The organism is Achromobacter sp. E1 (assembly GCF_037039475.1).
Lineage (GTDB): Bacteria > Pseudomonadota > Gammaproteobacteria > Burkholderiales > Burkholderiaceae_B > Achromobacter > Achromobacter mucicolens.
The window spans coordinates 2,021,331-2,048,020 of sequence record NZ_CP146253.1; the positions used below are offsets into that span (position 1 = coordinate 2,021,331).

A 26,690-nucleotide genomic window follows, 5' to 3' on the forward strand; every position below is an offset into this window, starting at 1 on the left:
CGTCCTGGTACTTTATTCATGAGCACTTCCGGAGCCGCGCCGGCCCCTCCTCGACAGCCCGGCCCGCTCAGCCTGGTGTTGTCCCCCATCCGCGGACAACTGGTCGCCGCGACCACGCTTGCCGCACTGGGTACGACGCTCACGCTGGCGCCGCTGGCGGCCATCGCGCACATTGCCCGCCTCGTTCTGGAAGGTCCGGAGTCAACGGTTTCGGGTCCCGCCATCTGGTGGACCGTCGCCGCCGCCGTTGCATGCATGCTGAGCGGCATGGCATTGGTTTCGGCCGCCGAGCTGACAGCGCACCTGGCCGACAACCGGATCACGCATCACCTGCGCCTGGCCGGCGCGCGACGGTTGGCGCAAGTGCCGCTGGGCTGGTTCACGGACCGGGCGTCGGGCGAGGTCAAGCAGGCGCTGCAGGACGATATGGCGACCCTGCACAGCCTGACCGCGCATTTCTTCACGGCGGTGGGGCGCGCCGGCGGCGCCATCGTGGCGTCGGCGGGCTACCTGGTCGCGCAGGACTGGCGTCTCGCCATCGTGGCCCTGCTGCCGTTTCCGGGCTTCTTTCTCTTTCTGCGCCGGGCCATGAAGGCCGGCGGCGCGAACATGCCGGTGTTCGTCGAACGCCTGGGCCGCCTAAACGGCGCGACCGTCGAATTCGTCAACGGCATGCCGGTGGTCAAGGCGTTTGGTGACGCCGGCAAGGCGCATCGCGGATACCGGGACGCCGTGGACGGTTTTGCCGCGGCCTTTGCCGACTTCACCCGGCCATTGGTCGCGGCGATGGCGCGGGCCCATGCGCTGATCGCGCCAGTAACTGTCCTGGGCGTGGTGCTGGCCGGGGGCGCGCTGTTCGTGGCGCTGGGCTGGATGGCGGCGGTGGACGTGCTTCCGTTCGCGCTGGTGGCGCCGGGCGTCTGCGCGCCGATGCTGCTGCTGCACACGCTGTTGCACGATCTGGGCAGCGCCACGGGCGCGGCGCAGCGGGTGCAGGCGCTCTTGAATACGCCCATTCTGGAGACCCCGCCGGCCGGATGCGGACACCGCCCGGAAGGCCATGAAGTCCGGTTTGAAAACGTGGGCTACCGCTACGGCGACGGCCACGAAGCCGTGTCCGGCATCACTTTCACGTTGGCGCCCGGCACGGTGACCGCAATCGTCGGCCCATCCGGCGCGGGTAAGTCCACGCTCGCCCGTCTGCTGGTGCGGTTCTTCGACCCGGCGCAAGGGCGCATCACGCTCGGCGGCGCCGACCTGCGCCAGATCGAGAGCGCGCAGCTCTACCGGCGCATCGGCTTCGTGCTGCAGGAGGTGCGGCTGATCCAAGCCAGTGTGCGCGACAACATCGCGCTGGGCCGGCCGGACGCCAGCCAGCACGAGATCGAAGCCGCCGCGCGGGCCGCCAACATTCACGAGCGCATCCTGGCGCTGCCGCGCGGCTACGACGCGGTAATCGGCGAAGACGCGCAGTTGTCGGGCGGCGAACGCCAGCGCGTGAGCATCGCGCGCGCCGTCCTGCTGGACCCGCCCGTGCTGGTGCTGGACGAAGCCACGGCCGCGGCCGATGCCGGCAATGAGGCGGCGGTGCAGGAAGCGCTGGCGCGCTTTGCCAAGGGACGCACTCTGATGGTGATCGCGCACCGGCTGGACACGGTGGTTCATGCGGATCGCATTCTGGTCCTGGAAGACGGGATCATCACCGAACAGGGGCGGCACAACGCGCTGCTGGGGCAGGGCGGCACTTACGCGCGGCTTTGGGCGCAGGGCGGTCATGCAATGGTCCGGGCGCAAGAGGAGCCGGCATGCTGAAGACCATTGCGCGCCTGCTGGGCAACGAAGTGCATCTTCTGCGCCGCTACGGGTGGCTGGCCGTCGCCTATGGCCTGGCCTGCGGGCTCACCATAGTGGCCGCTGCGCCGCTGCTCACGTATCTGCTGACCGGCGAGGCGCGGCAGGCCGGCCCGTGGCTGGCCGCGTTGCTCGCGGGGGTGGCGTGCTGCGGGGCGCTGCGCCTGCCGGTCGAGCGGGCAGGCGTGCGCGTGGGCGTCGCTGTCCTGCAAGCCGGCCGCCATCGGCTGGGCGACCATGTGGCGCGCCTGCCCGTCGGCTGGTTCACGGCGCAGAACACCGCGCGTCTGACCCATGTCGTCACGCAGGGCATGATGAGCGTGGCCCAACTGCCCGCCCACGTCTTCACGCCGCTCATCGCGGGCGTGGCGGCGCCCCTGGTGCTGGTGGCCGCCCTGTTTGCGCAGCATTGGCTGCTGGGGCTGATTGCATTGGCCGGGCTGCCGCTGCTGGCGGGCGTGCTGGCGCTTTCCGCGCGCCTGGCCGGGCGCGCCGACGCGGCGTTTCACCAACGCTTTGCCGAAACCAGCCAGCGCGTGGTCGAGTTTGCGCAGGCGCAGTCGGTGTTGCGCGCCTTCAGCGCCGAAGGCGGCGGCATGCGGCACTTCGAGCAATCCCTCGACGCGCAGCGCAAATCGGGCGCGCGTCTGATCTGGCGGTCGGCGGCCGCCGCCGTGCTCAACGTCTGGGCGGTGCAAGCAGTCTTTGCCGCCTTGCTGATTGCAACCACGCTATGGCTCAACGGCGTGCTGGACGCCGGCGCCGCGTCCGGGCAAGTGGTGGCCGCCATCGTCGCGATGCTGCTGGCGGCCCGCTACATCGATGGACTGCTGGAGGCCGCCGGCTATGGCGAAGTCCTGCGCGGCGCGCGCGCCCAGCTTGAAGCGATTGATGCGCTGTTTGCCGTCGCGCCGCTGCCGGAGCCCGCCGCGCCGCAGGCGCCGCGCGACGCGTCCATCGAATTGCGCGACGTGCGCTTTCGCTACGCGCACGACGCGTCGGACGTGCTGCGCGGCGTCAACCTTCGCATCGCGCCCGGCAGCATGGTGGCGCTGATCGGCGCGTCCGGGTCCGGCAAGACGACGCTGGCGCGGCTGATTGCGCGTTTCTTCGACGTGAACGAGGGTAGCGTGCGCGTCGGCGGGGTCGATGTGCGGCAGATCGCCAGCGCACAACTGGCCGGCCAGATCAGCCAGGTCTTCCAGGACACCTACCTCTTTGCGGGCAGCATCGCCGACAACATCCGCGCCGGCCGGCCCGGCGGCAGCGATGCCGATGTCCTGCGAGCCGCGCGCGAAGCGGGCGTGGACGAGATTGCCGCGCGCCTGCCGCAGGGCATGGACACGCCGGTGGGCGAGGGCGGCGCACGGCTGTCGGGGGGCGAGCGCCAGCGCATCGCCATTGCTCGCGCGCTGATTAGCCAGGCGCCCATTCTGCTGGTGGACGAGGCCACCGCGGCGCTGGACGCGGGCAATCAGGCGGTCATCGCCGAGACGCTGGCGCGCCTGCGCGGCACGCGGACGCTGGTGGTCATTGCGCATCAGTTGTCGACGGTGGCGATGGCCGACGCAATCGTCGTGCTGGAGGACGGTCGGATCGTCGAGGCAGGGGCCCCGGCGGCGCTGCGCGCCAGCAACGGACGATATGCGCAGTTCCTGGCGCAGCGCAAGGCCGCCAAGGGCTGGCGCATCGCGGGAGACTGCGTTTGATGCGTGCGGGGTGTTTGGCGCTGTTCGTCGTGCTGTGCGGCGCGTCCCTGCTGGTCGGGGCGCGGCAGTTGGGGTGGGCGCAGCTGTTCACGCTGTCGGGCGACGCGTGGCTGACGCTGACCGCCAGCCGCCTGCCGCGGCTGGCCGCGCTGGTGCTGACGGGCATCGGCCTGTCGGTGTGCGGGGTGATCCTGCAGCACATTGTGCGCAACAAGTTCGTCGAACCCGCCACGTGCGGCGGGCTGGACGCCGCCAAGCTGGGCATCCTGGTTGCGCTGACGGTGGCGCCGTCGATGGGGCCGGGCGGGCGGATGGCGTTTGCGCTGGCGTTCTGCTTTGCCGCCAGCCTGGCCTTCGTCATGATCGTGCGCCGCATCCGGTTCAAGAACACGGTGCTGGTGCCGGTGATGGGGCTGATGTTCGGCGGCGTGCTGAGCGCGCTGGCCGAATTCCATGCCTATCGCAACAACATCCTGCAAAGCATGCAGGGCTGGCTGCTGGGCGACTTCTCGAAGGTCGTGCAGGGCAACTACGAGATCATCTATCTCATCCTGCCGATCGTCGCGCTGACGTATCTGTACGCGCACCGCTTCACTGTGGCGGGCATGGGCGAGGACATGGCCGAGAGCCTGGGGCTGAACTATCCGGCCACCGTCGCGCTGGGCCTGACGCTGGCGGCGGTCACGGTGTCGGCCACGGTCATCACGGTGGGGGCGATTCCGTTCGTGGGGTTGGTGGTGCCGAATCTGGTCGCGCTCCACTACGGCGACAACCTGAGCCGCACGTTGCCCGTCGTCGCGCTGGGCGGCGCGTCGCTGCTGCTGGTCTGCGACATCCTGGGACGCGTGCTGATCCATCCGTTCGAAGTGCCCATCGGCCTGACAGCGGGAGGCGTGGGCGGCGTGCTGTTCCTGGCGCTGATTGTCTGGAGGCATCGATGATGCGCGCGGCTTCCCGACACGTCGTGTGGTTGGCGGTCATCGCGCTGGCCGTGGTGTTCCTTGTGTTCCGGTCGGGCCTGGATTTCGACTACGTCATTCCCAAACGCCTCGCGCGGCTGGCGGCCATGATCATCGGTGGCGTCTGCATCGCCTGGTCGTCGATCGTGTTCCAGACGCTGACCGGCAACCGCATTCTCACGCCCGCCATCATGGGCTACGAGGCGGTGTACCTGCTGCTGCAGTCCGTGATGATCCTGACGCTGGGTACGCAAAGCCTCGTGCTGCTGGGGCCGAACGGCAATTTCCTGCTTTCGGTGCTGGTGATGCTGGCGTATTCGTGGATACTGCATCGATGGTTGTTCCGGCAGAGCGGGCAGAACGTGTATTTCCTGCTGCTGGTGGGGCTGGTGCTGACGATGGTCATCGGCACCTTCACGCAGTTCGTGCAACTGAAGACGAGTCCCGGCGAGTTCTCCATCCTGCTCGGCTTCACCCAGGCCTCGTTCGGCAAGGCCGAGCCCGCGCAACTGCTGGCATCCGCGGCCGTCGTTGCCGCGGTGTGCCTGGCTGGGCGCAGGCAGGTACCCACGCTGGACGTGCTTTCGCTGGGGCGTGAACAGGCCATGTCGCTGGGCGTGGACCACGCGCGCGTCGTGCAACTGCACCTGGCTTTGATCGCCGTGCTGGTCGCCGTCTCCACCAGCCTGCTGGGACCCACGGCGTTCATGGGCATCTTTGTCGCCAACACCGCCTACGCGCTGGCCCGCTCGCGCCTGCACCGGGTCACCTTGCCCACCGGCTGCGCAATGGCTATCGGCATCTTCATCCTGGCCCAGCTCGCTGTCGAGCACGTCTTCAACTACAAGACCACCGTCGGCATCCTGGTGAACCTGGTCTGCGGCGGCTGGTTTCTCGCGCTCATGGCGCGTACGCGGGGCCCCGCATGATCACGACCAGAAATCTGACGAAAAGCCACGGCGCAAAGACCGTCCTGCGCGACGTGAGTCTGCAGTTCCCCGAAGGCAGACTGACGTCGCTCATCGGCCCGAACGGCGCGGGCAAGTCCACGCTCCTGATGATGATGGCGCGCTTGCTGGAACCGACGCGGGGCGGCATTTTCATTGGCAATCGCAGCGTGGCAGACATGCGCCGCCACGATTACGCGCGGCGCGTCGCCACCCTGCGCCAGTCTCCCGACTTCAACCTGCGGCTCACGGTCGAAGACCTGGTGGCATTTGGGCGCTTTCCCTACAGCCGCGGCGCTTTGACGGCGCGGGATAGGCAGGCGATCGACGAGGCCATCGCGTTCCTGTCGCTGGAGCCGCTGCGCCGCAACTATCTGGACGAGCTGAGCGGCGGCCAGCGGCAGATGGCGTTCATGGCCATGACCATCGCGCAGCAGACAGATTGCCTGCTGCTGGACGAGCCGCTGAACAACCTGGATATCCGCCACGCCGTGCAGATCATGCGCGCCCTGCGCCGCCTGTGCGACGCGCACGGCCGCACGGTGATCCTGGTCGTGCACGACATCAACTTCGCGGCCAGCTATTCCGACCACGTCGTCGCGCTGAAGGACGGGGCGCTGCAATGCGCGGGCGCGGTGCACGAGGTCATGACCGAAGACCGGCTGCGCGAACTGTACGGGCTGGACTTCGAGATCACGCAGGGCGATCGCGGTCGCCTGTGCAACTACTTCAATCCCCCTGGAGAACTGAAATGATCCTGTCGCACTGGCCGAGGGCGCTGCTGCTAGCCGCCGCGATCGCCGCAACGGCCGCGCTGCACGGCTGCGGCCCGGCCACTGATGCGTCCACGGCTGGCGCCGCGGCGCCGGCCTCCGCCCCGCCACAGAACGCCTATGCGCCCATCACCGTCAAGCACAAGCTGGGCGAGACCGTGATCGCCCGGTTGCCGCAGCGCGTGGTGGCGCTGGACATGAACGAAGTCGATTTTCTGGACGAGCTGGGCGTTCCTCTCGTGGGCATGCCCAAGGACTTCGTGCCGCACTTCCTTGCCCGCTACCGCGACGCGCCGGACGTGCAGGACATGGGCGCAATCGTCCAGCCGAACCTGGAGCGGGTGCATGCGGCGCGACCGGACCTCATCCTGATCACGTCGCTGCAGGCAAACCACTACAAGGAACTGAGCCAGATCGCGCCCACCATCCACTTCGACGTGGACTACCGCGACAGCCAGGCCGATCATATCGAGATCGTCAAGGACCATCTGCTGACGTTGGGGCGCATCTTCCGCAAGTACGACCTTGCCCGCCAGAAGGCCGCCGATCTGGACGCCAAGGTGGAGGAGGCGCGCGCGCTGATCCGCGACCGCCCTGAGACGGCACTGGTCGTGCTGCACAACAACGGCGCTTTCAGCTCGTTCGGCGTGCAATCCCGCTACGGCTTCATCTTCAAGGCGCTGGGCGTGAAGCCGGCCAGTCCGTTGGCTGATGGCGGCCTGCATGGCCAGCCGATCTCCAGCGAGTTCATCCAGCAGGCGAACCCGGGCATCGTCTACGTGGTCGACCGCACGGCCGTGATGGAACGCCGGCCGGCGCTGAACGCCGAAACGCTGGGCAACCCGCTGCTGCGTCAGACGTCCGCATGGCGCGACGGCCGCGTGGTCTTTGCCGACGCCGAAGCGTGGTACGTCACCGCTGCCAGCGTGAAGTCGCTGCATCTCATGATCGACGAAGTCACGAGGCCTTACCGGAACTGATTTCCCGCGACGCCCCGCGCGTCATTGCCAATTCAAACGTAAATGATTCCCAGTCGCCTGGATTGCCGGGCGATCCCCAGCTCAACTGAACGGAGCATTCCATGAGCAAACGTCGCCACAACGGCCGCGTCGCACGTCATTCGCTGCAGGCCGGGCAGGCAAAGCCCGCCTTTTCCTTGAACCCTCTCATCGCCGCCGTATTCGGCCTCACGTTGGGCGCCGTGGCTGCGACGCCCGTCTGGGCGCAACAGGAGGCGGGTGTGAAGACCCTGCCCACGGTGACGGTCACCGGCCAGGCCGAAGCGCAGGAGGCGCCCTCAACGCCCTACGCCGGTGGCCAGGTCACTTACGGCGGCCGCGTGGGTTTCCTTGGCGACAAGGATTTCATGGACACGCCATTCTCCGTCATCAACTACACGGAAAAGTACATCGAGGACCTGCAGGCCAAGGACATCACCGACGTCATCGCCCGCACCGATCCGTCGGTGTTCAGCAACGGCGTGTCGGGTGCATGGAGCGAGAACTACTCGATCCGCGGCTTCACGTCCGCCACCACCGACATGACGTTCAACGGATTGGCCGGCATGGCGCCTTACTACCGGACGTCGCCCGAGATGTTCGAGCGGATCGAGGTGCTGAAAGGCCCGTCCGCCTTGCTGAACGGCATGCCTCCCGGCGGCTCGGTTGGCGGCACGGTAAACCTGGTGCCCAAGCGCGCCGGCGCAGATCCTCTGACGCGCCTGACCGCCACCTACATGTCGGACGCGCAGTTCGGCGGGCATCTGGATATGGGACGCCGTTTCGGCGAGAACCAGCAGTTCGGCATCCGGTTCAATGGCATGTACCGCAACGGCGACGGCCCCGTGGACGACCAGAAGAAGCGGGCGCAACTGGCGTCGCTGGGCCTGGACTGGCGCGGCGAGCGGGTCCGTATCTCCGCAGATCTTTACGACACCGATGAGCGCATCGACGGCGTGACGCGCGGCATCAACCTGGCGCCCGGCATCGGCGTGCCCAAGCCGCCCAAGCCCGAAACCCTGTTGAACCCGGATTGGGCCTACGTGAAGAACCAGGATCGCGGCGCCATGATCCGCGGCGAGTTCGACGTCACCGACGAGCTGATGGCGTATGGGGCCGTCGGCACCAGCCGTTCCGAATACACCTACAGCGGCGCCATGTCGGCGCAGGTGTTCAACAATGCCGGCGACTTCCGCACGTCGATGGGGCAACTCAACATGGAGGTTGAAAAGACCTCCGGCGACGCGGGCCTGCGCGGCAAGCTGCAGACCGGCGCGATCAAGCACCAGTGGGTGCTGAACGCCACGTACTACTCCGATGACCAGCACGACTATGGCCGCCGCTCGGTGCCCGGCGCAGACTGGGTCACCAACATTTATCACCCGGTCTGGGGGCCGGCGCCGGCCGGCGTTTTCCCGCCGATCATGCACAGCAAGACGCGCATGATCAGCTACGGCCTGGCGGACACCTTGTCCTTTGCCGAGGACCGCGTGCAACTGACGCTGGGAGCGCGCCGCCAAGAGGTTCGCACCGACAGCTTCAGCGTCGTCACCGGCGCACGCACCAGCCGCTATGACGCTCACGCGACGACGCCCGCCGCCGCGCTGCTCGTCAAGGCCACGGGCAACATCTCGGTGTACGCCAACTACATCGAAGGCCTCTCCAAGGGCCAGGCGGCGCCGGCCACTGCGGCGAATGCGGGAGAACTCTTTGCGCCTTTCAAGACCAAGCAGAAGGAGATCGGCCTGAAGATCGACCTGGGCGACTTCACCCATACGCTGGCGCTCTTTGAAATCAACCGCCCCAGCAGCTACACCGACCCGGTCACCAACGTTTTCTCGTTCGGCGGCGAGCAGCGCAACCAAGGCGTGGAATGGGGCTTCTTCGGCGAACCGATGCGCGGGATGCGCTTCATCGGCGGTGTTGCCTACATCGACCCCAAGGTGACGAAAGCCGCCGTTGCGGCCAATGAGGGTAAGCAGGCCACCGGCATCCCGAGGCTGCAGGGCAAGCTCGGCGTGGAATGGGACGTGCCGGTCGTGCAGGGCCTGACGTTAACGGCCAACGCGACCTCGGTGTCCAAGCAGTACATCAGCGCGGACAACTCGCTGTCGGTGGGCGGACGCACGACGTATGACGTGGGCGCGCGCTACGCCACGCGGGTGGCCGACCGCCCGGTGGTGCTGCGCGCCGCCATCAACAACCTGACGAATAAGGCGTACTGGGGAATGCCTCAGCTGTCGAGCCTGGCGTTGGGCGCGCCGCGCACGTTCATGTTGTCGGCGTCGATGGCGTTCTGACAGGCCGCAGTGCCAGAAAGACCCCGGCCGCCATAATCAGCCCCATGCCCGCCAGCGCCAGCGCGTCTGGCGGGCGCTGGAACCAGAATGTGCTGAAGCCCAGCGCCAGCAGCAGCTGGAAGTAGTTCAGGGGCGCCAGCGTTGCCGCGGGAACCCGCTGGAAGGCCGCGATCAGCAGGATCTGCGCCAAGCCGCTGCAGGCGCCCAGGGCAAGGATGATGACGGTATCGGCCGTTCCCGGCCAGGGGTCGGGCAGGAAGAACGGCGCGGGCAGCGCGGTCACGATCAGGCAGATGAAGGCCGTGTACGCATACTGCACCGGCCCCGGCACCTTGTTCGACAGCTTGCGGGTCAGCACCTGGAAGATCGCGTAGCTGACGGCCGACACCGCCATCAGCAACGTGCCCAGCAGGGGCAGGTCGCCGCCGGGCCGCACGATCAGCAGCATGCCCGCAAAGCCGGCGGCAACGGCGCCCCATTGCGCCGCCCGGACGCGTTCGCCCAGCAGCCACGGCGACAGCGCCACCATGATGAGCGGGGCGGTGAAGTAGATGGCGGTGGCCTCGGACAGCGGCATCCAGATCAGCGCGGTCATGAAGCACGTGGCCACCGTGGCCAGCATGACGCCGCGTAGCACCAGCAGGGGCTTTTCCGGCGCGTCGCGCAGCCGCAGGCCGCGGCCGTGGCGCCACAGCATGCCCATCGCCAGCGTCACCACCGCCAGGTAGCGCATCACGTTCAGAAAGGGCGCCGGATAGCGATCCAGAAGCTGCTTGGCGCCCGCATCGAAGGTGGCGAACGCTACCAGCGCCGCGAAGAACAGCAGGACGCCAGTCTGGCGCGCGCCTTCATTTGCCGCCACGGCCAAAGCCTTCAAGAAACGCATCCAGCGCGGGCCCGATCGCCTCGACCATGTAGCCGCCTTCCTGCACCACGACGGTGGGCACGCGCAAACCGGCGACGCGCGCGCCGATGTCGCGGTACGCGTCGATGTCCAGCCTGAGCACGCTGATCGGATCATCCTTGTAGGTGTCGAATCCCAGCGGCAGGACCAGCGCCTGCGGCGCATAGCCCGCCAGGGCATCCAGCGCGGTGTCCAGCGCCTGCAGGAATTCCGCGTTGCCGCAGCCATGCGCCAGCGGCAGGTTCAGGTTGTAGCCTTCGCCCGCGCCGTGCCCGCGCTCGTGCGCGTAGCCGGTATAGAAGGGGTAATACCCGGCCGGATCGGCGTGCAGCGAGACGGTCATCACGTCCGCCCGGTGATAGAAGATGTTCTGCGTGCCGTCGCCATGATGCGCATCCACATCCAGCACCGCCACTTTCGACCAGGTCTGCAACAGGCGGCTTGCCGCGGCGGCGCTGTTGTTCAGGTAGCAGAAGCCGCCGGCGCGGTCGCGATGCGCATGGTGGCCGGAAGGCCGGGACAGCGCGTAGGCCACGCCACCGGCGCTCGCCACATGGTCCGCCGCCGCCAGCGCGCTATGCGTGGACCGCAGCGCCGAGCGCCAGGTCTGCGGCCCGATGGGGCAGGCGAGGTCGCTCAGGTAATACCCGGTTTGCGCCACGATGGACGGGGACGGGCAGGGGCCCCGTCCGGCGGCATCGATGCGGCCGTTGTAGTAGGGCGAAAGATTGGGTAGCACTTCCGGACCGGGATCGACGCCCGGCGCCTTCAGGGCCTGCCAGCGCGCAAAGGCGGTTTCCAGGTAGTCCAGATAATCCGTGCTGTGCACGTGTTCAAGCGGCTTGCGGCCATAGTCGGATGGCGCTTCGACCTTCACGCCGCGGGCGGCCAGCGCCTGCTGCAGGCTCTCAGCGCGCGACGGCAGGTCGGTGGGGGCGCTGATGCGGCCCAGCCGCATGAATTGCCGGGGCGAATGCAGCAACTGTTCTTCGGAAAAAAACGCCTTCATGGATATCCTCGCTCAGACCGTCACGGTCGCTGCCAGATGCGTGGGGCTTATGCCCGCTTGAGTTCGATCTCGACGAACACGAATTCCGTGTCGCTGGGGTTGATGACATTGTGTTCCACGCCCACCGGCCGGTAATACGCCACCCCCGTGGTGAGCTGGCTGGTGACCTGGCCGTTGGGCGTGTCCAGCAGCAGTGGGCCGGTGGTCTGCGGCACCACCACGTAGTTCATTCCATGACGGTGCCAGCCCGTCTCGCCGCCCGGCGGAAAGCGCCATTCGGTGACGGTGACCAGTTCGTTGTCGATCTGCACGGTGGGGATAGCGGCGGGGCGTTGCATAGCGGTTCTCCTGGAATTCAATGTCGAGGCGATGTCCGGTCAGGCGGCCTGCGCCTTGGTCGGGTCCCAATGCTGGCCCGGCACGGCGGCGATCAGCTGGCGGGTGTAGGCGTGCTGCGGGTTGTCGAAGATCTGAGAAGGCGATCCGTACTCCACCACCTTGCCGCGATGCATGACCAGCACCGAATTGCAGATCTGCGCCGCCACGCGCAGGTCATGGGTGATGAACACCAGCGCAATCTTCAGCCGCTGCTGCAGGTCGTGCAGCAGTTGCAGCACCTGCGCCTGAACCGACACGTCCAGCGCCGACACCGATTCGTCGGCCACCAGCACCTTGGGCTCCAGCGCCAACGCGCGCGCGATACCGATGCGCTGGCGCTGGCCGCCCGAAAACTGGTTGGGGTAGCGGTCAAAGGCGGACGGGTCCATGCCCACCAGCGACAGCAGTTCGCGCGCCCGGGCCTCGGCTTGCGCGCGCGGGACGCCATTGGCGACCGGGCCGTCGCTGATGATGCGGCCCACCGTATGCCGGGGATTGAGCGAGGCGAACGGGTCCTGGAAGATCATCTGGATCTCGTGCCGCATCGGCCGAAAGCGCGATTCGGGCAGCGTGGCGATGTCCTGGCCGTTAAAGAGCAACTTGCCGCCATTGATGCCGACAAGCTTGAGCAGGCATTTGCCGATCGTGGACTTGCCCGAACCGGATTCCCCCACGATGCCCAGCGTCTCGCCGCGCCGCACGGCAAAGCTCACGCCGTCCACCGCGTGCACCTGGCGCTTGTTGCCCAGCCAGCCGTGGCCGATCACGTAGGTCTTTTTCAGATCCTTGACCTCCAGCACTGGCGTGTCGTCGGCCAGCCCGGCGCGCTCCTCGCCGCGCCGGTGCGGCACGGCCGCGATCAAGCGCTGGGTGTAGGGATGGCGCGGGCGGTTGAGCACCTCGCTGGCCGGGCCTTGCTCCACCAGAATGCCTTTCTCCATGACGGCGACGCGGTGGGCGATCTCGGCCACCACGCCGAAGTCGTGCGTGACGAACATCACGCCCATGCCTTTTTCCTTCTGGATGCGCGCGATCAACGCCAGGATCTGCGCCTGGGTGGTGACGTCCAGGGCGGTCGTGGGCTCGTCGGCGATCAGCAGCGCGGGCTCCAGCGCCAGCGCCATCGCGATCATCACGCGCTGGCGCTGCCCGCCGGACAAGCGGAACGGATACACGTGATACAGCGTGGCCGGATCCGGCAGGCCGACGAACTCCAGCAGTTCAAGCGTGCGCTTCAAGCGTTCTGCGCCGGGGTAGGCGTTGTGCACGCGCATCACTTCGCTGATCTGTTCGCCCACCGTCATCAGCGGGTTCAGGGCCGACAGCGGCTCCTGGAAGATCATCGCCATGTCCTTGCCGCGCATGGCCTGCAGAGCGGGTTCGTCCAGTTGCAGCAGGTCCTGGCCGCGGAACAGGATGCGCCCGGCCTGCGGCGTCAGGTAATCGGGCAGCAGTCCCATGATGGCGTTGGCGCTCATCGACTTGCCCGAGCCCGATTCGCCCACGATGCACAGGATTTCACCGGCGCGAATGTCGTACGAGACGTCTTGCACAGCATAAGGACGGTCGCCGCCCTTGGGCAATGCGATGGTCAGATTCTGGATCGACAGGAGCGGCGGGGTTGTCAGGTTTTCATTCATGCCGGCCTCCTATTCGCCGCGCTTGCGCAGTTGCGGGTTGAGGGCGTCGTTCAGGCCTTCGCCGATCAGGTTGATGGCCAGCACGGTCAGCAAGATGGCGACCCCGGGCCACACGCTCATCCACCAGGCCTCGCGGATCATGGTGCGCGCCGCGCCGATCATGAAACCCCAGCTCATCAGGTTGCGGTCGCCCAGGCCCAGAAACGACAGCGACGACTCCGTCAGGATCGCGGTCGCCACCATGAACGAGGCCGACACGATGATGGGCGACATGGCATTGGGCAGGATCTGCGTGCCCACGATGCGGGCAGGCGTCTGGCCGATGACGATCGCGGCCTGCACGAATTCGCGCTGCTTGAGCGTCATGAATTCCGAGCGGACCAGCCGCGCGGCCGGCGGCCAGGACACCACCGCGATGGCGCCCATGATCGAATAGACCGACGGGCTCAGGATGGCGACCAGCACCACGGCCATCGCCAGTTGCGGAATGGTCTGGAAAAACTCGGTGAACCGCATCAGCGCGTCGTCCACGCGGCCGCCGCAGTAGCCGGCTATCGAACCGACCACGATGCCAAAGAGCAGCGCGACGGCGGTGGACAGCAGGCCCACCATCAGCGACACGCGCGCGCCCCACACCAGGCCCGCGGTGATGTCGCGGCCCAGCATGTCCGTGCCGAACGGATAGTCCGCATTGGTGAACGGCGGGATCAGCGGGTCGGCCACCATCATCCAGGGCGACTCTTCGTACAGCAGCGGCGCCGCCAGGGCGACGGCGACCACGATCAGCATGATGACCAGGCCGGCCACCGCCCCGTAGTTGCGCAGGTAACGTCGGGCAAATGACTTCATGCGGAGGCTCCTTGCTGCGCACCCGCGCCGATGCGCGGATCGATCAGGCGGTACAGCACGTCGGTCAGCAGGTTGAAGACCACGACCATGATGGAGGTGACCAGGAAGATGCCCAGCAGAAGCTGGTAGTCGCGTTGCAGCAGGGCGTCGAACATCAGGCGTCCGATGCCGGGCCACGCGAAGACGGTCTCGGTCAGCACCGCGCCGCCCGCCATCTGCCCCAGCTGGATGCCGGCAAACGTGATGACCGGCAGCAGCGCGTTGCGCAGCACGTGCGCGCGGATCACGCGGCTGGGGCTCACGCCCTTGGCGCGCGCCGTCTTCACGAAATCCATGCCGATCACTTCCAGCATCGACGCGCGAGTCAGCCGCACGTAGACGGCCATGAAGAAGCACCCTAGCGTCACGGTCGGCAGGATGAGATGCAGGGCGATGTCGCCCGCGCGCGCCCAGCCGGTCAGGTTGGCGCCCACGGTCTCCATGCCGAAGGCCGGCAGCCAGCCCAGCACCACCGAAAACAGCAGGATGCCCATCAGCGACAGCCAGAAGAGCGGCGTGGCGTAGAGCAGCAGGGCGCCGGTCATCACCGAGCTGTCGATCCAGCGGCGCTTGTTGCGATAGCGCGCCTTGGCGGCCACCACGCCCAGCAGCACGCCCAGCACGATGGAAAACACGAAGGCGCACGACATCAGGAGGAATGTGGCGGGCAGGCGCTCGACGATCAGGTCCAGCACCGGCACGTGGTTGCGATAGGAAAAGCCCAGATCCAGCTGCACCACGCCCTTCAGGTAGAGAAAAAGCTGCGTCAGGACGGGCTTGTCCAGGCCAAAGGCAACACGCAGCTGGTCCACGTAGGCGGCATCGCCCGCGCCGGCCTGGCCGGCCAGCACGGCGGCGGGATCGCCGGGCGCAAGCCGTATCAGGAAGAAATTGATGATCACCACGCCCAGCACCACCACCAGGGCCTTGCCGATGCGGGACAGCAGGAAAGACAGGAATCTCATGCTCGGGTCCTTTCAGGACGGACGTGCCTCGCGGCAACCCTGCCCGCCGCGCAGCCGGGCGCCGCCGCGGACACGGGATCCGCGGCGGCACCCCGGGGGCGCTTACTTCTTCTCGATGTAGACGTCGTCGAACGACTCGTTCAAGCCGATGGCGGTCTTGACCAGGTTCTTCACGTTGGCGCGATACAGGGTCGGAAACTCCATATCGACCAGGAAGCCATTGGCGACCTCGTTGACGAGCGTCGTCTGGATCTGGGTGTAGAGCGCCTGACGCTTGGCCGGATCGACCTCGGAGGCGGCGGCCTCCCACAGCTTGTCGGTCTCGGGGTTGCTGTAGCCCTGCACATTGGCAAAGGGCGACCCCTTGACGATATTCGACGAGATATACAAGCGCTGCACGCCCAGCGCGGGGTCGCCGTACTGGTACGTGAAGGTGGTGGTCAGGTCGAAGTCCCAGTTGCCGGTGCGGCTTGCCCAGCCGCCCGCGTCGGTCGATTCCACGTTTACCTTGAAGCCCAGCTGTTCCAGCGCCTGCTTGGTGTATTCGCCCAGCCGGTCCCACGTCGAGCCGTACGGGAAGCTCAGTTGGCGGATCGTGTAGTCGCCGGGCTTGATGCCCGATTCCTTGATCAGCGCGCGCGCCTTCTTCATGTCGAACGGCATCGGCGGCATGTTCTTGTCGTAGAACATCTCGGTGGTCACGAAGGGGCTGGTCGACACCTTGCCCAGACCGAAGAAGATGTTGTTGACCACCATGTTGCGGTTCATGGCCGCCATGACCGCCTGGCGCACCTTCAGGTTGTCGAAGGGCGGCTTACGCATGTTGAAGATCAGGTAGGCCTGCGGCGAGAACATTTCCCAGCCCGCGGTCGTGTATTCCACGTTGGGAAGGCCGCGCAGGCGCTTGATGTCGACGTTGTCCACGTCGCCGCCGCGCAGCACGTCCACGCTGCCGCGCTCGAAGGCCACCGCGCGCGACGCCGCGTCCGGAATCACGTTGAACACCAGCTCGTCCAGATACGGTTTGCCCGGCTTCCAGTAGTCGGGATTGCGCGCCAGCTTGATGTATTCGCCGCGCTTCCATTCCTTGAAGACGAACGGGCCGGTGCCCACGGGCTTCTGGTTGGCCGGGTTGGTCATGTAGTCCGTGCCGGCGTACAGATGCTTGGGCATCATCGGCGCGAAACCGGGTTCGAACATCAGCATGAAGGCCGGAAACGGCGTCTTCAGCTTGATGACCACCGTCTTGGCGTCGGGCGCCTGCACGGACTCGACGAACTTGTTCAGGATGACGCGGGCGCGCGCGTGGGTCTTGGGCAGCATGTCCGCCAGCGAGAACACCACGTCCTCGGACGTGAACGGCTTGCCGTCATGCCACTTCACGTTGTCTTGCAGGTGGAATGTGTAGGTCAGTCCATCGGCGGCGGCCTCCCACGACTTGGCCAGTCCGGGCTGCGGCTTGAGGTCGGTGGAGTAGGTCAGCAGGCTCTCGTAGATCTTGCCCGCGACGAATTGCGTCGGCCCCTGCTGATTGATGGCCGTGACGATCACCGGCGGTTCGGGCTGGACGATCATGTTCAGCGTGCCGCCCTTGGTCTGAGCCAAGGCCTGCGTGGCGGGCAGCGCGGCCGCAAGGACCAATGCGCCGATGCTTAGGGAAAACCAGTTTTTCGATTTCACTGCGAGCCTCCGGGCTGGAAAGGGTCGGACAGGCGGCCGCTCGGACGCGGCGATCGCCGTGCCGGATCAAGCAAACCTCATGCCACCTGCGTTTCTCGGGTACTGCGGGTGGAGCTGCTGCAACAATGCTTCGTTCAGGTGCTGGTTAAGGCGCCGCGCACCAATGCGGAGAATTCAGTGGTGCTTGGCCATGTCTGCGGTGGCCGCTTGGGGCGCATTGGCTCGCGCCACCATGGCGTCAAGCAACACGTTGCAGCCGGCTTCCAGATGCTCGGGCCGGGCGTCTTCGATTTCGTTGTGGCTGATGCCGTCCTTGCACGGCACGAAGATCATCGCGGTGGGTGCCACGGCAGCCATGTAGACGGCATCGTGTCCGGCGCCCGTGACGATGTTCATGGCGGGCAGGCCGCGGTCCGCGGCGCCCTTGCGCACCTTGTCGACCAGATCGGGATCGAACGGCGTGGGCGGAAAATACTGCACGTCCTTCACGTCGACGCGAACGCCGTGCGCGACCGCAATGTCGTCGCAGATGCGCCGCCAGTCCCGGTCCATGCGGTCCAGCGTCGCTTCATCTTCGTGGCGCAGGTCGGTGGTGAAACGGACCTGCCCCGGAATGACGTTGCGCGATCCCGGATATGCGTGGATCTCGCCCACCGTTCCGCGTCCATGAGGCTGATGGCTGTTGGCAATGTTCACCACGGCCTGCAGCAGGAAGCTTGTGGCAAAGAGCGCGTCGCGGCGGATCGGCATGGGTGTGGGGCCGGCATGCATTTCCATACCGGTCACGGTGACGTCGTACCAGCGCAGGCCCAGCGACCCCGTCACGACGCCGACGGTCTTTTCCTCGTGCTCCAGGATCGGACCCTGTTCGATATGCGCCTCGAAGTAGGCGTCCACCGGGCGCCCGCCGACGGGGTCGGCGCCGGCGTAACCAATGGCCTGAAGTTCTTCGCGCACGCTGATACCCTGTGCGTCGCGCGCCGACAACGCGGTTTCCAGCGGAAATTTTCCGGCAAAGACGCCCGATCCCATCATCACGGGCACGAAGCGCGAGCCTTCCTCGTTGGTCCAGATGGCCACTTCCAGCGGAGCCTCGGTCGTCACGCCCGCGTCATTGAGCGTGCGGATCACTTCAAGACCGGCCAGCACCCCGTAACAGCCGTCGAACTTGCCGCCGGTGGGCTGGGTGTCGATATGGCTGCCCGTCATCACGGGCGGCAGGCTGTCATTGCGGCCCGCGCGCCGGGCGAAAATGTTGCCCACCTGATCCACCCGCACCGTCATGCCGGCCTCGCGCATCCAGCCGGTCACCAGATCGCGGCCCTGGCCATCGAGCGCGGTGAGCGCCAGGCGGCAGTTGCCGCCCTTGGGCGTCGCGCCGATCTGCGCAAGATCCATCAGGGATTGCCACAGCCGGTTGCCGTTGATGGACAGAGGGGGTGTCGTCATAGGTCGCCTCGGGGGTGGGAAACGTCGCCAAAGTCCTCGCGCAGGCGCGCCAGGATGCCAAGCAGGTGTGCGTGCATGGCGTGCCGCGCACGAATGGGGTCGCGCGCCACGATCGCGGTCAGGATGCGCTGGTGTTCGGCGTGGGCCACGGCCCACACCTTGGCATCGACGAAATAGTCCTGCATCCGCCGGTACACCGAGCTGGATTGGGTCAGGTTCCACAGATGGGCGACGGCAGCGGCCAGCGCTGCGTTGCCGCAGGCGGCGGCGATCGCGCCGTGAAACTCCCGGTCATGCCGGCCTGGCGAATCCGTCAGGGACATGCCGTCGTGGGCGTCGAGGATGGCCGCCAGCTGGGCGGCCGTGGCATGCTGCGCCGCCATGCCCGCGCATTCGGGTTCGATGATGAGGCGCGCTTCCAGCAGGTCGAACGGCCCGATGTCGTCGACGCCCTGCGCCGCGCTGGGCGGTGTTCCGGCGGCGGCCGCCATGCCGGCGCCTTCCTTGTCCGCCACGAACACGCCGGTGCCCACTCGGACTTCGACGTAGCCCTCGATTTCAAGCGCAATCAGCGCTTCGCGGATCGACGCGCGGCTGACCTGCAATTGTTCGGCCAGGTCCCGCTCCGACGGCAAACGCCGCCCGCGCGGGAAGTCGCCGGCCCGGATCCGTCCGGCGATCTGGTCGGCGATCATGCGATACAGACGGGTGACGGCGACGGCTTGGAAGGTGCTCATCGGGCGGGGGCTTGGCCTGGTGGTCAGGCCACCAATATAGGCACCTCGCCGTTGAAACAAAAGGGAAAACTGACGCTTTCAGGGAAAACGATGTGAGGGATTCCACCGCTGTTCGTCTGGTGGTCAGGCCAGTGGACCGGCCCTTTGGAGTCCGCCGCCGGTCGGGCCGGCGGGATGCCGGGTTCGCTACGCCTCGTCGTCCGGTTCGGGCGTCTGCGTGAAGGCGCAAACCAGACGGGCGATGCCGTCCAGTTCGTCGTGCGCGCCCATCACCCATTCCGGTTTGTCGAACGGGCTGTCCGCCGGCGTGTTGTCCAGATTGGCTTTCAGGTCGCCCAGCAGTTCCAACGCCATGTCGGTGGCCTGGGGGCTGCTGCGGGTGGATAGGGCGATCGCAATCGCCAGCGCCTGGCGCATGGCCAGCAGGCGGCCTTCCAGTTCGGTTTCCATTAGGGGTCCTTGTTTGCTGCGGGAATCGCGGCATTTTACGGGGCAGGGCGCGGGCCGGTAACGGCCCGGCAAAGCTTGCCCAACGGCAGATGCGTTGCGCTCGGTTTGCGCAAGATCAATGTGAAGGGCGCGGGGCAGGCGAATAATCTGCGTTATGCAAGCCGCTCTACGCCCACAATCTTTGGAATCGCCGGCGCCCGCCACCGCCGAGCCGTTTTTTCCTCCCCAACTGCTGGCCCGGTTGGACAAGAACGGGCCGCGATACACCTCGTATCCCACGGCGGACCGCTACCACGGGGGCTTCGCCGAGCAAGACTACCGGCTTGCCTTGCAACAGCGGCGCGCAACCAGTCCGGCCGAGCCGCTGTCGCTCTACGTTCACATTCCGTTCTGCGAATCGGTCTGTTATTACTGCGCCTGTAACAAGGTGGTGACCCGCCACCATGACCGAGCCGCCCGCTACCTGGATGCCCTGGCCCGCGAAATCGCCTTGCACGTGCAAGAACTCGGCCCCGGCGTGCCGGTGTCGCAACTGCATTTCGGGGGCGGCACGCCCACTTTCCTGTCCAATGAGGAACTGGCGCGCCTGATGGGCGATCTGCGCGGCGCCTTCCATTTCCAGCCCGACGCCGAAATCTCCGTCGAAGTCGATCCGCGCACTGCAACGCCCGAGCGCCTTGCGTTCCTGCAGCAGCTAGGCTTTAACCGCCTGAGCTTCGGCGTGCAGGATTTCGACGAACGGGTGCAGGTGGCGGTGCATCGGGTTCAGTCTTTCGATGACGTCGCCGCGCTGATGCACAGCGCCAGGGCATTGGGCTATGCGTCGGTCAACGTCGATCTCATCTATGGCCTGCCGCTGCAAACCGCGGCGTCGTTTGCCCGCACGATCGAACAGGTCATCGCGCTGCGGCCCGACCGCATTGCGCTCTACGCCTACGCGCACCTGCCCGAACGCTTCAAGCCGCAGCGCCGCATCAACGAAGCAGACCTGCCCGATCGCGAGACGCGCGTTGGCCTTCTCAGTTCGGCCATTCAGGGCTTCCTGCACCAGGGCTACACCTACATCGGCATGGACCATTTCGCGCTGAACACCGACGCGCTGGCCATCGCCAAGCAACGCGGTGAACTGCACCGCAATTTCCAGGGATACAGTACGCAGCCGGATCGCGACCTCATCGCGCTGGGCGTGTCGGCCATCGGACGCATTGGCGACACCTACAGTCAAAACGCGAAGATCCTTGACGAATACTACGCGGCCATCGAATCCGGAAAGTTCGCAGTCGAGCGCGGCCTGACGCTCAGCGCCGACGACCTGGTCCGCCGCGAGGTCATCATGGACATCATGTGCCAGGGCCGGGTGGACTTCTCGAGTATCGAAGCCAAGCACGGCCTGCAGTTCGGCGACTACTTCAGCCGAGAATTGTCGCAGATGGCCAGCCTGGCCGAACTGGGCCTGGTGAACCTGCACCTGGGAGAACTGCGAGTCACTGGCCTGGGTTGGTACTTCGTGCGGGCGGTGGCCATGACCTTCGACAAATACCTGCGCTCGGCGATGCCGACCGCCAGGTACTCCCGCATCATCTGACCTGCGCGCGGCCGCGGCGCCGCGCGCTCATTCGGCAAACTTGTCGCGCAGGTACAGCGCCAGCGACAAATCATCGGACAGTCCCAACTTGCGCATGGCGCGGCGCTTGTGCGTGCTGACTGTCTTCTTGCTGCGCACCAGCCTTTCGGCGATCTGCGTCACCGACATCCCCTGCCTGATGTGGCGCAGGATTTCCACTTCCGAAGTCGTCAACAGCGCGTGCGGCGCCGTCGGCTCCATGCAGCGGATCTTCCCGTCCTCTACCGTCAGAAAGGGCGCCTTGGCCTCGATGACGCCGCGGATCATGTCCGGCAGCAAGACCAGCCCCCATTGCTTTGCCAGATAGCCGGCGGCGCCGGCGCGGTATGCCGCGTACTCGGTTTCTTGCCGGTTGCCGGCCGAAAACGTGATGACCGCCATGTTGGGGTGGTAGCGGCGCACCCGCCGCAGATAGTTGACGCCGTCGCAGGGTTCCAGCGGCAGATAGAAATCAATGAGCGCGACGTCGCACGGCTGCTTCGCCAGTTTTTCCAGCAACGCGCGCGCGGAGGTTTCGCGATGAACGACATGAAAGCCAGGCCGGCTTTCGAGGAACGCGCCGATGCCCAACGCCACCACGGGATGGTCGTCCAGGACCGCGACCCGGATGACGGGCGGCGGCCGCGACAGCAGCAGGTGCTTTCGGGTTTCAAAGCCGTCCTCCGGCGCGATAAACGGGCCGTGAAGCGAGCCGCCGGTCATCTGGCTTGCAGTCTCTGAAACGCAATTCATCGTTGCTCCACGATCGGATGGGGGTTCAGGGCGATCCGGGCGGCCACGAGGGGCGGTCGCGTGGCGCGTTTCCTTGAGCAGCCCTGAAATTGGTGGGCAGATTACGTGGTCGGCGCGCGTTTGGGTCGCGAAACGAGGCAAAATCAGACCGATGCACTCGGCGCAATTGATCCGTTGCGGTCCCCCGCGTCGCCCTGCAATCCTCCGTGGCGTTTTCGCCACGGGCAGGGCGCAAACGGTGCTACAATCGGCAACGATCCATGCAGCTATTTCGGCTGCATTTGTCTTGCTGCACCTTGATTCGCGCTGCGCTTCGCGCGCGCACCCACAGGCTCAAAACATGCTTTTCCCGCCCGCACGAACTACGACCCGGAACTTTCGCCCCATGTCGCGTTAGTTTTTTCGTGCGTCGGGTTTCACCGTGTCAGGTCAGCGGTAGGACTCATCAAGACAATCAAATGAACGCGGCTTTGAAGCCGCGTTTTTCGTTTCTGTTTTCGTTTTTCAGTTCCAAGAACCCCAGGAAGCACTCCCGATGGTACAGATCACATTGCCCGATGGTTCGCAGCGCCAATTTCCGGGACCGGTCACGGTCGCCGAAGTGGCGCAATCGATCGGTACGGGCCTGGCGAAGGCTGCCCTGGGCGGCCGCGTGACGTTCGACGGCGCGGAATCCAAGCTCGTCGACACCAGTTTCCGCATCGCGCAAGACGCCCGTCTGGCCATCGTGACGGCCAAGGACGCGGACGGCCTGGATCTGATCCGCCACTCGACGGCTCACCTGCTGGCCTACGCCGTCAAAGAGCTCTTCCCGGACGCACAGGTCACCATCGGCCCCGTGATCGACAACGGCTTCTACTACGACTTCTCGTACAAGCGCCCCTTCACGCCCGAAGACCTGACCGCCATCGAAAAGAAGATGGCCGAACTGGCCAAGAAGGACGAAGTCGTCACGCGCGAAGAATGGTCGCGCGACGACGCCGTTGAATTCTTCAAGGGCATCGGCGAAAAGTACAAGGCGGAAATCATCGCCTCGATTCCCTCCAACGAGACGCTCAGCCTGTACCGCGAAGGCGACTTCATCGACCTGTGCCGCGGCCCGCACGTGCCGTCCACCGGCAAGCTGAAGGTCTTCAAGCTGATGAAGGTGGCCGGCGCGTACTGGCGCGGCGACAGCAAGAACGAGATGCTCCAGCGCATCTACGGCACCGCCTGGGCGACCAGGGAAGAACAGGAAGCCTACCTGCACATGCTCGAAGAGGCCGAGCGCCGCGACCACCGCAAGATCGGCCGCGAACTCGACCTGTTCCACTTCCAGGACGAAGCCCCGGGCCTGATCTTCTGGCACCCCAAGGGCTGGACCCTGTGGCAGCAGGTCGAGCAGTACATGCGCAGCGTGTACCGCGACAACGGCTACCAGGAAGTCAAGGCGCCGCAGATCCTGGATATTTCGCTCTGGAAGAAGACGGGCCACTGGGACAACTACCGTGAAAACATGTTCACGACCGAGTCCGAAAACCGCGTCTATGGCCTGAAGCCGATGAACTGCCCGGGCCACGTGCAGATCTTCAATGCGGGCCTGCATTCCTACCGCGAACTGCCCCTGCGCTACGGCGAATTCGGCCAATGCCACCGCAACGAGCCCTCCGGCTCGCTGCACGGCATGATGCGCGTGCGCGGCTTTACGCAGGACGACGGTCACATCTTCTGTACCGAAGAGCAACTGCAGGACGAATGCGCCGATTTCACGGCGCTACTGCAAAAGGTCTACCGCGATTTCGGCTTTACCGAAGTCCTGTACAAGGTCGCCACGCGCCCCGAAAAGCGGATCGGCACGGACGAAGTCTGGGATACGGCCGAAGCCGCCCTGATGGAAAGCCTGCGCCGCACGGGCTGCGAATTCGAAATCTCGCCAGGCGAGGGCGCCTTCTACGGCCCGAAGGTCGAATACACCCTCAAGGACGCCATCGGCCGGCACTGGCAATGCGGCACGATCCAGGTCGACTTCTCCATGCCCGTGCGCCTGGGCGCCGAGTACGTGGACCAGAACGACCAGCGCCGCCCGCCCGTCATGCTGCACCGCGCGATCCTCGGTTCGCTCGAGCGCTTCATCGGTATGTTGATCGAAAACCACGCTGGCGCCATGCCGCCGTGGCTGGCGCCGGTGCAAGCAGTTGTGTGCTGCATTTCCGAACCTTCGGCCGATTATGCGGCGCAAATCACGCAAAGCCTGAAAAAACAAGGCTTTAGAGTCGAGTCCGATTTGCGCGGTGAAAAAATCACTCGTAAAATCCGGGAACACAGCCTGCAAAAGGTGCCGTACATTCTTGTCGTCGGCGACAAGGAAAAGCAAAACGGCACTGTTGCCGTACGCGGACTGGGCGGCCTGGACCTTGGCGCCATCCCCTTCGACGACTTCGTTTCCCGGTTGTCCGACGACGTGGCCGCCCGCCGCGACGTCCAACCGACTTGATAGCAGCGCTGCTTAACATTTCTAGGAGCTTTCAACATCGCCACTGAAAAAGCCAATCGCATCAACGGTGAAATCCGCGTCCCCGAGGTGCGCCTGATAGGTCTGGACGGAGAACAGCTGGGCATCGTCAAGATTGCCGACGCCTTCCGTCTTTCCGAGCAAAACGACGTGGATCTGGTGGAAATCGCGCCGAACGCCGAGCCCCCGGTCTGCCGTTTGATGGACTACGGCAAGTTCAAGTACCAAGAGCAAAAGCGCCAGGCCGAAGCCCGCTCCAAGCAAAAGGTCATCCAGGTCAAGGAAGTCAAGTTCCGCCCGGCGACCGACGAGGGCGACTATCAGGTCAAGCTGCGCAACCTGCGCCGCTTCCTCGAGGAAGGCGACAAGGCCAAGGTCACGCTGCGCTTCCGCGGCCGCGAAATGGCTCACCAGGAACTTGGCATGCGCGTCCTTGAACGCGTGCGCGACGATCTCCTGGAGCTTGCCCAGGTCGAAGCCATGCCCAAGCTCGAAGGCCGTCAGATGGTCATGGTGCTGGCGCCGAAAAAGAAGGCTGTGCCTGCAGGCAAGCCTGAATCGGCAGCCTGAGTCCCAGCCGTACCGACAGGCAGGGCCCAGCCGCCCATTCCTGCAACCCGCCGTGTCCGTCTCGTGACCGGCGGGTTCGCTTATTGGCTGGCTCTACGCTACGATGTCACAAAGCCTAGCCGCCTTCCCAGCAGGGGAGGCGGCGTCCGTTCAGGGTGTCGCGATGCACGTTTTGTTCGTTTTGGATCCCTTGCCGCTGCTCAAGGCGTACAAGGATAGTTCGGTCGCCATGATGCGTGCCCTCGTGGCGCGCGGCCATACGCTCAGCGTGGCCATGCAGGGTGACCTCTACATCGAGGCGGGCGTCGTCAAGGCGCAGACCACCCCGATCGAGCTCGTCGCCGATGCCGACCTGCACGGCCACGACTGGTGGCGCGAATCCGCCCCTCAGGATCTGCCGCTGGCGGATTTTGGCGCGGTCGTGATGCGCAAAGACCCCCCGTTCGACATGGAATACGTGTATTCCACGCATCTGCTCGAATATGCCGAGGCGCAGGGTGCCTGCGTGTTCAACGGCGGCGCGGCCATCCGCAACCACCCGGAAAAACTGGCCATCACCGAGATCAGCGAGTTCACCGCCCCGACGCTGGTGACCCGCAACATGGCTCGCCTCAAGGCGTTCCATGACAAGCACCAGGATGTCATCGTCAAGCCGCTGGACGGCATGGGCGGCACGGGCGTGTTCCGCCTGCAGCCCAAGGACCCCAACCTGAACGCCATCCTGGAAACGCTGACCGACAACGGCGCGCGCACCATCATGGCGCAGCGCTTCATTCCGGACATCATCAAGGGCGACAAGCGCATCCTGCTGATCGGCGGTGAACCCGTGCCGTATTCGCTCGCGCGCATCCCGTTGGCAGGCGAAACGCGCGGCAATCTGGCCGCCGGCGGCCGCGGCGTCGCCCAGGAACTCTCCCCCCGGGACCGCCAGATCGCCGAAGCCGTGGCGCCCAAGCTGGCCGCCCGCGGCTTGCTTCTGGTTGGCCTGGACGTCATCGGCGACTTCGTCACCGAAGTCAACGTCACCAGCCCCACCTGTTTCGTCGAAATTGCCGAGCAGACCGGGTTCGATGTGGCCGGCATGTTCGTGCAGGCGCTCGAGAAAGCGGTGGCGGCCAAGGCTGCAGGCGCTGCCGCCGTTGCAGCCTGATTTTCCGGAACCGACATGACCACGGGTATTGTGATCGTCGTGCATGCGCCCCTGGGCGCCGCAATGCGCGAATGCGCGAGCCACGTCATGGGCGATCTGGACGGCATGCTGGCTATTCACGACATCCAGCCCGAAGATCAGCCGGACGACCTGGCGCCGGATGTCCTGAAAGACATCCTCGAACAGGACCACGGCGCGGGCGTGCTGGTGCTGACCGACCTGATCGGCGCCACCCCCGCCAATATTTCCAAGCGCGCGGTCGCCGACGCGCAGGCCCAGGGTATCCAGTGCTGTGTACTCGCGGGTCTCAACACCCCGATGCTGTTGCGCGCGTTGACCTACCGCAACCTGCCATTGGCTGAAACCCGCGAAAAGGCGCTTGCCGGCGGCGTGCAAGGTGTCTTGCGGGTAGACTGACGGGCAGAAAATTGCCCTATTATGTCGGCTATTATTTCAAGCCGACGATCGGTTCGACGATTGGCTGCG

At 65.8% G+C, this 26,690-nt stretch carries 23 protein-coding genes; 12 read left to right on the top strand and 11 right to left on the bottom strand.

Annotation, left to right across the window (positions count from 1 at the left end):
• Nucleotides 1-18: 18 nt before the first annotated feature.
• The 7 genes from V6V88_RS09160 (at nt 19) to V6V88_RS09190 (ending at nt 9,537) form a co-directional block, all read left to right on the top strand.
• Entirely contained in the window at nt 19-1,812 is a 1,794-nt protein-coding gene (locus V6V88_RS09160) for an ABC transporter ATP-binding protein (RefSeq protein ID WP_223575087.1), read from the top strand.
• Entirely contained in the window at nt 1,806-3,560 is a 1,755-nt protein-coding gene (locus V6V88_RS09165; protein ID WP_223575089.1) for an ABC transporter ATP-binding protein, read from the top strand. The genes V6V88_RS09160 and V6V88_RS09165 overlap by 7 nt, the downstream gene beginning before the upstream one ends.
• Nucleotides 3,560-4,501, top strand: a complete 942-nt coding sequence (locus V6V88_RS09170; protein ID WP_223575091.1) for an iron chelate uptake ABC transporter family permease subunit — start codon at nt 3,560-3,562, stop codon at nt 4,499-4,501. Before V6V88_RS09165 ends, V6V88_RS09170 begins: the two co-directional genes overlap by 1 nt.
• Nucleotides 4,501-5,448: an iron chelate uptake ABC transporter family permease subunit gene (locus V6V88_RS09175; protein ID WP_223576483.1), complete on the top strand. Its 948-nt coding sequence runs from the start codon at nt 4,501-4,503 to the stop codon at nt 5,446-5,448. Before V6V88_RS09170 ends, V6V88_RS09175 begins: the two co-directional genes overlap by 1 nt.
• The gene (locus tag V6V88_RS09180; protein ID WP_223575094.1) at nt 5,445-6,221 is read left to right on the top strand and encodes an ATP-binding cassette domain-containing protein; all 777 of its coding nucleotides are present in this window, start codon (nt 5,445-5,447) and stop codon (nt 6,219-6,221) included. Before V6V88_RS09175 ends, V6V88_RS09180 begins: the two co-directional genes overlap by 4 nt.
• On the top strand, nt 6,218-7,219 hold the full coding sequence (locus V6V88_RS09185) for a siderophore ABC transporter substrate-binding protein (protein ID WP_223575096.1): 1,002 nt from the start codon (nt 6,218-6,220) through the stop codon (nt 7,217-7,219). Before V6V88_RS09180 ends, V6V88_RS09185 begins: the two co-directional genes overlap by 4 nt.
• Before the next feature lie 101 nt (nt 7,220-7,320).
• A complete protein-coding gene (locus tag V6V88_RS09190) occupies nt 7,321-9,537 on the top strand; it encodes a TonB-dependent siderophore receptor (RefSeq protein ID WP_276530676.1) in 2,217 nt (738 codons plus the stop codon).
• Here V6V88_RS09190 and V6V88_RS09195 read toward each other — a convergent pair.
• The 10 genes from V6V88_RS09195 to V6V88_RS09240 all read right to left on the bottom strand — a co-directional run bounded on the left by V6V88_RS09195 (nt 9,509) and on the right by V6V88_RS09240 (nt 19,637).
• Nucleotides 9,509-10,414, bottom strand: a complete 906-nt coding sequence (locus V6V88_RS09195; protein WP_338618938.1) for a DMT family transporter — start codon at nt 10,412-10,414, stop codon at nt 9,509-9,511. The two genes, V6V88_RS09190 and V6V88_RS09195, sit on opposite strands and share 29 nt — an antisense overlap.
• The gene (locus V6V88_RS09200) at nt 10,386-11,450 is read right to left on the bottom strand and encodes a histone deacetylase family protein (protein ID WP_152383956.1); all 1,065 of its coding nucleotides are present in this window, start codon (nt 11,448-11,450) and stop codon (nt 10,386-10,388) included. Before V6V88_RS09200 ends, V6V88_RS09195 begins: the two co-directional genes overlap by 29 nt.
• 47 nt (nt 11,451-11,497) lie before the next feature.
• Complete coding sequence (locus tag V6V88_RS09205; protein ID WP_056315859.1) at nt 11,498-11,788, bottom strand: cupin domain-containing protein; 291 nt, start codon at nt 11,786-11,788, stop codon at nt 11,498-11,500.
• A gap of 39 nt (nt 11,789-11,827) precedes the next feature.
• On the bottom strand, nt 11,828-13,468 hold the full coding sequence (locus tag V6V88_RS09210) for an ABC transporter ATP-binding protein (RefSeq protein WP_280003765.1): 1,641 nt from the start codon (nt 13,466-13,468) through the stop codon (nt 11,828-11,830).
• Nucleotides 13,469-13,477: 9 nt separating this feature from the next.
• Entirely contained in the window at nt 13,478-14,317 is an 840-nt protein-coding gene (locus V6V88_RS09215) for an ABC transporter permease (RefSeq protein ID WP_062841887.1), read from the bottom strand.
• A complete protein-coding gene (locus V6V88_RS09220; RefSeq protein WP_056315866.1) occupies nt 14,314-15,321 on the bottom strand; it encodes an ABC transporter permease in 1,008 nt (335 codons plus the stop codon). The genes V6V88_RS09215 and V6V88_RS09220 overlap by 4 nt, the downstream gene beginning before the upstream one ends.
• 102 nt (nt 15,322-15,423) lie before the next feature.
• Nucleotides 15,424-17,001 carry an ABC transporter substrate-binding protein gene (locus V6V88_RS09225; RefSeq protein WP_142049603.1) on the bottom strand — a complete coding sequence of 526 codons (1,578 nt, stop codon included), beginning with the start codon at nt 16,999-17,001 and terminating at the stop codon, nt 15,424-15,426.
• Nucleotides 17,002-17,175: 174 nt separating this feature from the next.
• On the bottom strand, nt 17,176-18,450 hold the full coding sequence (locus V6V88_RS09230; RefSeq protein WP_223575102.1) for a Zn-dependent hydrolase: 1,275 nt from the start codon (nt 18,448-18,450) through the stop codon (nt 17,176-17,178).
• A complete protein-coding gene (locus tag V6V88_RS09235) occupies nt 18,447-19,187 on the bottom strand; it encodes a FadR/GntR family transcriptional regulator (RefSeq protein ID WP_062841885.1) in 741 nt (246 codons plus the stop codon). The genes V6V88_RS09230 and V6V88_RS09235 overlap by 4 nt, the downstream gene beginning before the upstream one ends.
• A 186-nt stretch (nt 19,188-19,373) precedes the next feature.
• Nucleotides 19,374-19,637: a hypothetical protein gene (locus V6V88_RS09240; RefSeq protein WP_338618944.1), complete on the bottom strand. Its 264-nt coding sequence runs from the start codon at nt 19,635-19,637 to the stop codon at nt 19,374-19,376.
• Nucleotides 19,638-19,791: 154 nt separating this feature from the next.
• On the opposite strand from V6V88_RS09240, the gene hemN reads away from it, so the two are divergent.
• Nucleotides 19,792-21,222, top strand: a complete 1,431-nt coding sequence (gene hemN / locus V6V88_RS09245) for an oxygen-independent coproporphyrinogen III oxidase (protein WP_338618946.1) — start codon at nt 19,792-19,794, stop codon at nt 21,220-21,222.
• A gap of 27 nt (nt 21,223-21,249) precedes the next feature.
• Here hemN and V6V88_RS09250 read toward each other — a convergent pair whose 3' ends face one another.
• Nucleotides 21,250-22,215 (bottom strand): response regulator transcription factor, encoded by a 966-nt coding sequence (locus V6V88_RS09250; RefSeq protein WP_223575106.1) that lies wholly within the window; start codon nt 22,213-22,215, stop codon nt 21,250-21,252.
• A gap of 313 nt (nt 22,216-22,528) precedes the next feature.
• Here V6V88_RS09250 and thrS point away from each other — a divergent pair, with 313 nt between their 5' ends.
• The 4 genes from thrS (at nt 22,529) to V6V88_RS09270 (ending at nt 26,621) form a co-directional block, all read left to right on the top strand.
• Nucleotides 22,529-24,466 carry a threonine--tRNA ligase gene (thrS, locus tag V6V88_RS09255; protein WP_338618947.1) on the top strand — a complete coding sequence of 646 codons (1,938 nt, stop codon included), beginning with the start codon at nt 22,529-22,531 and terminating at the stop codon, nt 24,464-24,466.
• A gap of 36 nt (nt 24,467-24,502) precedes the next feature.
• Entirely contained in the window at nt 24,503-25,054 is a 552-nt protein-coding gene (infC, locus tag V6V88_RS09260; protein WP_076812461.1) for a translation initiation factor IF-3, read from the top strand.
• A 163-nt stretch (nt 25,055-25,217) separates the two neighbouring features.
• Nucleotides 25,218-26,204: a glutathione synthase gene (gshB, locus tag V6V88_RS09265; RefSeq protein WP_338618948.1), complete on the top strand. Its 987-nt coding sequence runs from the start codon at nt 25,218-25,220 to the stop codon at nt 26,202-26,204.
• A gap of 15 nt (nt 26,205-26,219) precedes the next feature.
• Nucleotides 26,220-26,621, top strand: a complete 402-nt coding sequence (locus V6V88_RS09270; protein ID WP_056315884.1) for a PTS mannose transporter subunit IIA — start codon at nt 26,220-26,222, stop codon at nt 26,619-26,621.
• Nucleotides 26,622-26,690 lie beyond the last annotated feature (69 nt).

What these genes read in the sequence shown, in the direction of transcription:
- V6V88_RS09160 (WP_223575087.1), top strand. Translation starts at nt 19, where the DNA reads ATGAGCACTTCCGGAGCCGCGCCGGCCCCTCCTCGACAGCCCGGCCCG.
- V6V88_RS09165 (WP_223575089.1), top strand. Translation starts at nt 1,806, where the DNA reads ATGCTGAAGACCATTGCGCGCCTGCTGGGCAACGAAGTGCATCTTCTG.
- V6V88_RS09170 (WP_223575091.1), top strand. Translation starts at nt 3,560, where the DNA reads ATGCGTGCGGGGTGTTTGGCGCTGTTCGTCGTGCTGTGCGGCGCGTCC.
- V6V88_RS09175 (WP_223576483.1), top strand. Translation starts at nt 4,501, where the DNA reads ATGCGCGCGGCTTCCCGACACGTCGTGTGGTTGGCGGTCATCGCGCTG.
- V6V88_RS09180 (WP_223575094.1), top strand. Translation starts at nt 5,445, where the DNA reads ATGATCACGACCAGAAATCTGACGAAAAGCCACGGCGCAAAGACCGTC.
- V6V88_RS09185 (WP_223575096.1), top strand. Translation starts at nt 6,218, where the DNA reads ATGATCCTGTCGCACTGGCCGAGGGCGCTGCTGCTAGCCGCCGCGATC.
- V6V88_RS09190 (WP_276530676.1), top strand. Translation starts at nt 7,321, where the DNA reads ATGAGCAAACGTCGCCACAACGGCCGCGTCGCACGTCATTCGCTGCAG.
- V6V88_RS09200 (WP_152383956.1), bottom strand. Translation starts at nt 11,450, where the DNA reads ATGAAGGCGTTTTTTTCCGAAGAACAGTTGCTGCATTCGCCCCGGCAA.
- V6V88_RS09205 (WP_056315859.1), bottom strand. Translation starts at nt 11,788, where the DNA reads ATGCAACGCCCCGCCGCTATCCCCACCGTGCAGATCGACAACGAACTG.
- V6V88_RS09210 (WP_280003765.1), bottom strand. Translation starts at nt 13,468, where the DNA reads ATGAATGAAAACCTGACAACCCCGCCGCTCCTGTCGATCCAGAATCTG.
- V6V88_RS09215 (WP_062841887.1), bottom strand. Translation starts at nt 14,317, where the DNA reads ATGAAGTCATTTGCCCGACGTTACCTGCGCAACTACGGGGCGGTGGCC.
- V6V88_RS09220 (WP_056315866.1), bottom strand. Translation starts at nt 15,321, where the DNA reads ATGAGATTCCTGTCTTTCCTGCTGTCCCGCATCGGCAAGGCCCTGGTG.
- V6V88_RS09230 (WP_223575102.1), bottom strand. Translation starts at nt 18,450, where the DNA reads ATGACGACACCCCCTCTGTCCATCAACGGCAACCGGCTGTGGCAATCC.
- V6V88_RS09235 (WP_062841885.1), bottom strand. Translation starts at nt 19,187, where the DNA reads ATGAGCACCTTCCAAGCCGTCGCCGTCACCCGTCTGTATCGCATGATC.
- V6V88_RS09240 (WP_338618944.1), bottom strand. Translation starts at nt 19,637, where the DNA reads ATGGAAACCGAACTGGAAGGCCGCCTGCTGGCCATGCGCCAGGCGCTG.
- hemN (WP_338618946.1), top strand. Translation starts at nt 19,792, where the DNA reads ATGCAAGCCGCTCTACGCCCACAATCTTTGGAATCGCCGGCGCCCGCC.
- thrS (WP_338618947.1), top strand. Translation starts at nt 22,529, where the DNA reads ATGGTACAGATCACATTGCCCGATGGTTCGCAGCGCCAATTTCCGGGA.
- gshB (WP_338618948.1), top strand. Translation starts at nt 25,218, where the DNA reads ATGCACGTTTTGTTCGTTTTGGATCCCTTGCCGCTGCTCAAGGCGTAC.
- V6V88_RS09270 (WP_056315884.1), top strand. Translation starts at nt 26,220, where the DNA reads ATGACCACGGGTATTGTGATCGTCGTGCATGCGCCCCTGGGCGCCGCA.